This is a genomic window from Streptomyces sp. NPDC088732 (assembly GCF_044751205.1).
Lineage (GTDB): Bacteria > Actinomycetota > Actinomycetes > Streptomycetales > Streptomycetaceae > Actinacidiphila.
This window is the reverse complement of the sequence record NZ_JBIVLI010000023.1, coordinates 151,182-159,177: the sequence shown is the minus strand read 5'-3', so window position 1 is coordinate 159,177 and position 7,996 is coordinate 151,182. Positions and strand designations below refer to the sequence as shown.

7 protein-coding genes are annotated in these 7,996 nt (G+C 69.8%); 5 read left to right on the top strand and 2 right to left on the bottom strand.

Annotated elements, in window-relative coordinates:
* Positions 1-270: 270 nt before the first annotated feature.
* Positions 271-846: a TetR/AcrR family transcriptional regulator gene (locus ACIP9H_RS32670; RefSeq protein ID WP_401596338.1), complete on the top strand. Its 576-nt coding sequence runs from the start codon at positions 271-273 to the stop codon at positions 844-846.
* Between the two features lie 213 nt (positions 847-1,059).
* Here the strand turns inward: ACIP9H_RS32670 and ACIP9H_RS32665 are convergent, their stop codons facing one another.
* Positions 1,060-1,884, bottom strand: a complete 825-nt coding sequence (locus ACIP9H_RS32665) for an SDR family NAD(P)-dependent oxidoreductase (protein WP_401596341.1) — start codon at positions 1,882-1,884, stop codon at positions 1,060-1,062.
* Between the two features lie 300 nt (positions 1,885-2,184).
* Here ACIP9H_RS32665 and ACIP9H_RS32660 point away from each other — a divergent pair, with 300 nt between their 5' ends.
* The 4 genes from ACIP9H_RS32660 (at position 2,185) to ACIP9H_RS32645 (ending at position 7,181) form a co-directional block, all read left to right on the top strand.
* The gene (locus tag ACIP9H_RS32660) at positions 2,185-3,630 is read left to right on the top strand and encodes an aldehyde dehydrogenase family protein (protein ID WP_401596344.1); all 1,446 of its coding nucleotides are present in this window, start codon (positions 2,185-2,187) and stop codon (positions 3,628-3,630) included.
* Positions 3,631-3,744: 114 nt separating this feature from the next.
* Positions 3,745-4,872 (top strand): MFS transporter, encoded by a 1,128-nt coding sequence (locus ACIP9H_RS32655; protein WP_401596346.1) that lies wholly within the window; start codon positions 3,745-3,747, stop codon positions 4,870-4,872.
* A gap of 3 nt (positions 4,873-4,875) precedes the next feature.
* Complete coding sequence (locus ACIP9H_RS32650; protein ID WP_401596349.1) at positions 4,876-5,178, top strand: hypothetical protein; 303 nt, start codon at positions 4,876-4,878, stop codon at positions 5,176-5,178.
* 1,040 nt (positions 5,179-6,218) lie between these two features.
* Positions 6,219-7,181, top strand: coding sequence for a hypothetical protein (locus ACIP9H_RS32645; RefSeq protein ID WP_401962422.1), 963 nt, complete (start codon positions 6,219-6,221; stop codon positions 7,179-7,181).
* A 219-nt stretch (positions 7,182-7,400) separates the two neighbouring features.
* Here the strand turns inward: ACIP9H_RS32645 and ACIP9H_RS32640 are convergent, their stop codons facing one another.
* Positions 7,401-7,805, bottom strand: coding sequence for a hypothetical protein (locus ACIP9H_RS32640; protein WP_401596356.1), 405 nt, complete (start codon positions 7,803-7,805; stop codon positions 7,401-7,403).
* Positions 7,806-7,996: the final 191 nt, after the last annotated feature.

The window sequence follows — 7,996 nt, the reverse complement described above, 5'->3', positions numbered from 1 at the left end:
CGCAACGGCCCCCCGGCCCCCTGGCTCCCTGACGACGCCCAGCGACTCGACTTCGAAGCCGGCGACTGAGCAAGATCGTGTTACGAGCTCATAGGCGCATTCCCGCAAGCGGAAGGGAAGGCACAAGCTGCCTGCGGCACCGAAGCGTCCGCCCTGTTCCGCAACAACGCCGGGGGCGAGGCCAGCTGCCGGCGACTGCCGAACGAACTGGTTCGAATCATACGCCTTCAACGTAGACGAAAGAGCTGGTTCGTTCGGTAGTCTCGCGGCATGCCCAAAGACTCCAGCGCCACCAAGGCACGCATCCTCGAGGCGGCCTACCGCGAGTTCGCCGCTTACGGCTTGGCCGGCTCCCGTATCGACCGGATCGCCGAGAACGCAAAAGCGAACAAGCGTGCGATTTACGAATACTTCGGCAAGAAAGAGGAGCTGTTCGACCTTGTGGTCGCGGAGCGCCTGGGGTTCGCCGTGGAGAGGGTGCAGGCTTCCTTCGAGGATCTCCCCCAGGTGGCCGGTGCCGTCTTCGACTACTACGCCGCCGAGCCCGACCGAGTGCGCCTGACCCTGTGGCGTCAGTTGGAGCGACCCGCCCCCACCCAGCCGGAGCTCGACTACTATCAGCAGCGCCTCGCCATGCTGGCGGAAGCGCAACCAGGCCAGGCGCTCGCGCCCGCCGATCTCTACGCAATCAACTGGGCCATCCAGCACGTGCAGGCACTCACTCCACTGGGCCTGCAAGTCGCCGACGGCGGCGCGCCATGGTCGGCTGATCGATGGCAGCAATTGAGGGCCGCGGTGGTCACCGCTGTCAGCCGGATCGTCCAGGACGAACCCTCGAAGCCCTGACAGCACGTCACATCGCAGCTGCCCTGGTTCCGGTAGACCTCACCCCGCACGCCTGCGCTCTGCCTCACAGGCATCTGCAGCGCACTCGCCGCTTGTTGATGTGCCGGATCGCGTCGAGCAGCGCGAGGACGCACCGCTCGACGCGGTCGGCGATGCCTTTCCACGTTCGGCCGTCACGCCGTTCGCTCGGGCCACGCCTTGGGTGCTTCCTCCTCAGGCCTGTGAGCCCTGGGCGAGCACTGCGAGGTGATTCCACTTCTCCCATTCGGCGAGACGCTGGGCGTATGCGGCCTTCGCCAACGTCAGCGGCCCGTCCCCGAGGAAGAGCCGCAGCGGCGGTTCGCTGCTGTCCACCAGTTCGAGAATGGCCGGTGCGGTGGCGGTCGGATCACCTTGCGGGACGGAGGCGCCAAGGGCTGCTCGTTCTTCGGTCAGAGCCTCGTACGCCGGGGAAGGGTGTGCCTGGACGGAGGAGGAGCGGCCCCAGTCCGTTGCGTAGAAGCCCGGTTCGACCATGGTGACTTTGATGCCGAAACCGGCCACCTCCTTGGCGAGTCCCTCGCTCAGGCCCTCCACGGCGAACTTCGTGGCGTTGTAGAGCGCGAAGAGAGGCCATGCGACGACTCCGCCGACACTGGAGACGTTGATGATGTGGCCCGTCCCTGCGGCTCGCAGGTGCGGTAGCGCGGCCTGGGTGACCCAGAGCGTGCCGAGGACGTTGGTGTCCATCTGCCGGCGGGCCTGCTCCTCGCCGATGTCCTCGACGGCGCCGAACAACCCGTAACCGGCGTTGTTGACCACGACGTCGAGCCTCCCGAAGTAGCTGTGCGCGCGGTCGACGGCCTCAACCGCGGCCGAGCGGTCGGTGACGTCGAGCGGCAACGGGAGGAGCCGGTCGCCGGCCTTCTCGCGCAGGGCCTCCAGTGCCCGCGTGTCCCGTGCTGTCGCCGCCACGAGGTCACCACGACTCAAGGCGGCTTCGGCCCAGATACGGCCGAACCCCCGGGAGGCACCGGTGATGAACCACACCTTCGTCATGACGTGCTTTCCTCTTCCGTCGGTCACTGCAGCTCCGGTCGCAGAGTGCTGTCCGGGCTGGTGGGCAAGCCTGTGTTGCGGTGCTTCGGGACGCCGTCGATCGCGCGGGTCCACCCGGAGACGGGTGCGCGCCGGTGCAGGTGCTCCACCCCTGATCAAGGGCCTCGCCCGAGCGGCTTCGCCACCGCACCGAACGAACTAGTTCTGGACAAACAGCGTCGCGGTGCATAGGCTCCGAACTAGTTCGTTCGGTACAAGGTCATCGCCGATCAAGGCGCGACCGCACAAGGAGGGACGCTCATGTCCACATTCACGCCGGCCACACCCCTGACGGCCACGATCGCCGGCCAGGCCCATCCCATCCGGGCCGGCATACCCGTGATCAATCCGGCCACCGGCGAGGTCTTCGCCTCCGCCCCGGACGCCACGGCGGAGGACGTCGACGCCGCGGTGAAAGCCGCCTACGACGCGTTCGCCGCCTGGCGGTCGGACCCGGCCGCGCGTCGGGCCGCCCTGCACGCCGCCGCTGACGCCGTGGGGGCGGCGCAGGACGAGATCGCGCAGATCCTGACCGCCGAGCAGGGGAAGCCGCTGGCCGAGTCGGCTCGCGAGGTCGCCACGGCCGCCGCCTACTTCCGCTACTACGCGGACATGGAACTCCAGCGCCAGGTGCTCCGTGACGACAAAGAGGCCCTGGTGCACATCGTGCGCCGCCCGCTCGGACCGTCCGCGATCATCACGCCGTGGAACTTCCCGCTGATCATCGGGGCCGGAAAGATCGCTCCGGCACTGTCCGCCGGAAACACGGTGGTGCTCAAGCCCTCGCCGTACACACCCCTGTCCTCGCTGAAGGTCGGAGAGGTACTGCGTGGCGTACTGCCGCCCGGCGTGTTCAACGTGATCAGCGGCGGCAACGAGGCCGGCGCCGCCCTGACCGAGCACCCGCTCATCCGCAAGATCAGCTTCACCGGGTCCACCGCCACCGGAAAGATCATCGCGCGCGTCGCCGCCGACGATCTCAAGCGCACCACGCTGGAGCTCGGCGGCAACGACGCGGCGATCATCCTGGACGACGCCGATCCGGCCACTGTCGCCGCGGGCCTCTTCCCGCGCGCCTTCCACAACACCGGGCAGGTGTGCGTGGCCCCCAAGCGCATCTACGTCCCCGAAAGGCTGCGCGGCGCGGTCGTCGAGGCATTCGCGGAGCTGGCCCGCACGGCCAGGGTCGGCGACGGCACGGACCCCACGACACAGTACGGTCCGCTCCAGAACCGGCCCCAGCGCGACCGTATCGCGGAGTTGGTCGACGACGCCGTGCGCCAGGGGGCGACCATCGCCGCCGGCGGCGGCCCGATGGAGGGCAACGGCTACTTCTGGCAGCCCACGATCCTGACCGACGTCAGCGACGGCGTCCGGATCGTCGACGAAGAGCAGTTCGGGCCCGCGCTGCCGATCATCGGCTACCGCGACACAGAGGACGCGCTGGCCCGGGCCAACGCGACCCACTTCGGGCTGGGCGGCTCGGTCTGGGGCAGCGACCCCGAGCGGGCCGCCGCCGTGGCCGAGCGCGTGGAGGCCGGCATGACGTGGGTGAACACCCACACCGCCGTGGCCTTCGACCAGCCGTTCGCCGGCATCAAGTGGAGCGGCGTCGGCGTGGAGAACGGCCACTGGGCACTGGAGGGATTCACCGATCTGCAGGTCATCCACCAGGCCGTCTCCTCCGATTCGGTGGGACACCGCTGAGCGCAGGCCACCGCCCGACAGCGGCGCACGCAAGACGGTGCCGCGCGCATCCGAAGGCGACGCGCGGCACCGTCTTGCGTCCTCCCCCTACCGATTCGAAGGACAAGCCACATCATGAGAAGCCTCCAGCGCACACCCGGCACCCGCATCCGCGGCACTGGCACGACGGACACCGCTCCCGCCGCAGGGCTGGTGACCGTTGCCCTGGCCTTCGCGGGACTGATCACATCGATGGCCCAGACGGCCGTGGTCCCCCTCATCCCACAGCTGCCGCACCTGCTGGACGCCTCCCCCTCCGGTGTGGCCTGGGCAGTGACCGCCGCCCTGCTGACCGGAGCGGTCGCGAACCCGATCATCGGGCGCCTCGGCGACATGTTCGGCAAGCGCCGCGTCCTGCTGTGGACGCTGATGGCCCTGTTCACCGGTTCCCTGCTCTGCGCGCTCGGCGACTCACTGCCCGTCGTGATCACCGGTCGTGCGATCCAAGGGTGCTCGCTGGCCGTGATCCCTCTGGGCATCAGCATCCTGAGAGAGGTACTGCCCGGCGCCCGGGTCGGCACGGCCATCGCGCTGATGAGCTCCATGGTCGGCGTCGGCAGCTCATTGGCCCTCCCGGGAGCGGCCCTGCTCATCCGCGGCGTCACCTGGCACCTGCTCTTCTGGGTCTTCTCGGCCCTGTCCCTGGTGGCGCTCGCAGGAGTGCGAGCCGTCGTGCCCCCGTCGTCCCGCCCGGCGTCGGCCCCCAAGATGGACATCAGCGGAGCCGTGGGACTCGCCGTGGGCCTGGTCGCCTTGCTGCTCGCGGTGTCCGAGGGCGGGGCCTGGGGCTGGACGAGCCCTCCCGTCTACGGCCTGTTGGTGGCCGCCGCAGCAGTACTCGCCTGGTGGGGCCGGTGGGAGTGGCGGCAGCCGCATCCGCTGGTGGACCTGCGGGTGTCCTCCCGTCGGCAGGTGCTCGTCACCAACGTGACCGCGGTCCTGGTGGGTTACGCCACCTACGCCCTGGCGTACTCGATGAGTCAGCTACTGCAACTGCCCAAGGGCACCCACTACGGACTGGGCCTGTCGACGCTCGCCAGCGGCCTGTACCTGGCGCCCCCCGGGCTCGTCATGCTGCTGTCCTCACAGCCGTCGGCGCGCCTGTCCGCACGGTTCGGCGCCCGCACCACCCTGGCGACGGGCTGTGCGGTGGTCACGCTCGGCTGGCTGCTCGGCCTGCAACTCACCCACACCGTCTGGTGACTCGTGCTCACCGCCTGCATCATCGGCGCCGGCGTCGGGCTGGCCTACTCGACGATGCCCCTGCTGGTCATGACCGCCGTACCGGCTACCCAAACGGCATCCGCCAACGGCCTCAACACCCTGATGCGGTCACTCGGTACCTCTTCGTCCGGGGCAGTGCTCGGCATGATCCTGACCACCAACGTGACCGTCTTCCACGGGACTCTCGTCCCCACGCAAAGCGCCTTTCACGCGGTGTTCCTCAGCGCGTCCGCCGCCTCCCTGCTCGCCACCATGACGGCACTGCTCCTGCCCCGAAGGGGCTGAACAGCGCAAGAGACATCTTCAGGGCTGGTTGGGCCCGGGGCTGCGGGCCTTGTCCCACCGCGAGTCGGCGGGGATCATGACGGCGTGCAGCGCCAAAGGGAACTCCACGCACTACTCGCACGCGCCGGGCTCACGGTCGTCGAGAACGTACGCCCGGGCAGCATCTTCCCGCCGGAGGCCGGCCGACGGATCGCCCGGGGAATCGCGGCGCCGGACGGAGCGGCCCGCCAAGCACTCGATCCGGAATGGTGGCACCGTCTTTGCGATGCCGACGGTGAGTTCCTGGTAGCCGTCCTCAGGCACCGGATCGGCGGCAACGACGCGTGGTGGACCCGGGTCCGGCACGCAGGGAGCGGCGTGCCGGAGTTGACCGGGGACCCCGGGTTCGTGGCGCTCTCCCTCGACGGGCAGGTGCTGCTGGCCGAGGTGCCCGGCGCGGACGGACCTCGGGTGACGGCCCTCGACCGACTGCCGGAGCGGCTGGAGGAGGCCGCCGCGGCCGCCGGGCTCGAGACGGAGGCCGAGCGCGCCGAGGTGTGGGCGGCGGTGCCCGGCCTACCTGCCTGGCCGCTGCACTGGGCGGAGGGGATCGGGTCCAATCCGGCCGCGACGGACGAACTGCTGATCCGGCTGCTGGATGTAGAGGAGGGCTTCCTGCACGGATGCGACCGGCCCGCCGTCCTCGACGCCGCCGTGGCGCACCCTGATCCGCAGGTGCGGTCAAGGCCGGCCGACACCTTCCGGCCCAAGCTCACCTCCGACCAGTGGATACGCGCGATTCGCTCCGAACCGTCGCCGGACCGGCGCGTGCTCTGGGCGGAGCACGCCGGCATCTGGGGCGCCGAACTCCCCGAGGACCTGTACGACGACCTCCTGGCCGGCCCGTCCCGCGCGCAAGCCGCCGAACTCCCGGGGCTCCCCGCACGGCACCTCCCCGCCTGGCGGCCGACACCGATCCCCGGGTGCGGGCCGCGGCCTGTGCCCGGTGGCAGGACCTGGCTGCGCCGCTGCGGGAGCGGCTGCTGGCCGACACCGAATCCGTGGTGCGAACGGCCGCGCTGCTCGCCCACCACACCGGGATACCGATCCCTCGCAACGTTTTCGCCACCCTGCCCGACCCGCAGCGCGCGCTCGAACGGTGCCGCCTCGCGCCCGAACTGGAGGCAGAGCTGGTCCGGGACACGGACGCGGAGGTACGCAGGGCGCTGGCCGCCAACCCGGGCCTGAGCACACACGGCGTCGCCGTGCTGGCACAGGACCCCAGGGACGACATCCGCTCCGTGGTGGCGCTGCGCCCCGACCTCACCGAGAAGCAACGTGCCTCGCTACGCCACGACTTCGACCCGACGTTGATGTCGCGGACCCTGCCTTGGGTCGAAGACCTGCACGGTGACGCCGACGCGATGCGCCGCCTCGCCGCGTCCTCCCACCCGCTGGTCCGCCGCAGCGTGGCACGAGCCCGGCACCTCCCGCCGGATGTCGTGGCGCGCCTGGCGCAAGACGAGGACCGCGTGGTCCGCCTGTTCCTCGCCGAATCGTGCGAGGACGCGCCGGCCGACATGCTGCTGGAGGTCTGGCGCTGGTGGGACGGCAGCTTCAGCCACCCCGGCCGGCCCCGCAGCCACCCCAACTTCCCCCGCACCGGCCTGCTGCGCCACATCGCCGACCCCAGCGGGCGGATGCGCCGCCTGGCCCTGGACGATCCCGAGTCGACGCCGGCCGACGTCGCCCGGCTGGCCCGGGATCCCGAAGCCGAGGTGCGCCGCCGCGCAGCTGAGGACCCCCGGGTGTCAGCGGCCGATGCGGTGCGACTGCTGAACGACCCGGACGGCTCTGTCCGCAGCGCAGCGGTACGCAATCCGCGGCTGCCGGCCCGCGTCCTGGCCGGACTGCTGCACGACCGCGACACGGCAAGCGCAGCGGTCACCAACCCGGCGATCCCGGTCCCCGTCCTGCACCGCATCCTCACGGTGGCCGCGGCAGCCGTAGCAGCCAGACGCTGAACTGAAACACCCACACCCGGCACGAAGGCCGTGCCGGTCCGACACCGAACGCGGCACACCAACCGGGTCATGCCTCAGAACGGGAGATCGTCCCGCCAGGAACCGCTCGACAACTGGGACATCGCCCACTCTGCTTGCGCGCGGTCCCCCGTCGCCGAAGGCGACGGGGGACTCTTCTCGTTGTCGTAGGAGTGCGAACGGACGTGGGCCTGAGTCGCTCTAACCTGCGGAGCAGAGGCCGTCGTTCGGACAGAACATGACCCACGTGCAGTTGTAGCCTGCGTGCACCGTCACGGGGTTCGGGTCGGGGCCGAAGTTGATGGACGACCCCGGGTCGGGCACGGCCGTGAAGGTGACAGTGGTGCCAATCTCGAAGCTGGCCGTACAGGTGCCGGTCGGGTACGGCTGGGACTCGTTGGTCGCGTACGGGTCCCACGCCGCCTGGTGGCAATTGATTCCGGCGGGCTGGCTGGTGATGGTTCCGCCGCCCCAACCGTCGCTGACCCAGGCGGACAGGTCTGCGGTGGAGGCGTGAGCCGGCGTGATGGAGAGGATTGCGGCTGCCGTGGCGAATGCGGTGGCGAGTCCCGTCGCGCGCCAGGCGCTGTGCCTGCTGTTACTCATGGGGAACTCCCTCGGATCGAACGTTCCTCGACCCGGCTAGCACCCTACGCCCCTTTGGCCAATATGCCTTGAGATCGGAAAAAATGTTAACTAATAGTCATTTCCATCTGATATTGACCACTCCGCCCCAATAGCGGACCTGGTTTGGCGATTCCGTCTTCGACACCACCTCACGCGTCGACGGAACGCGA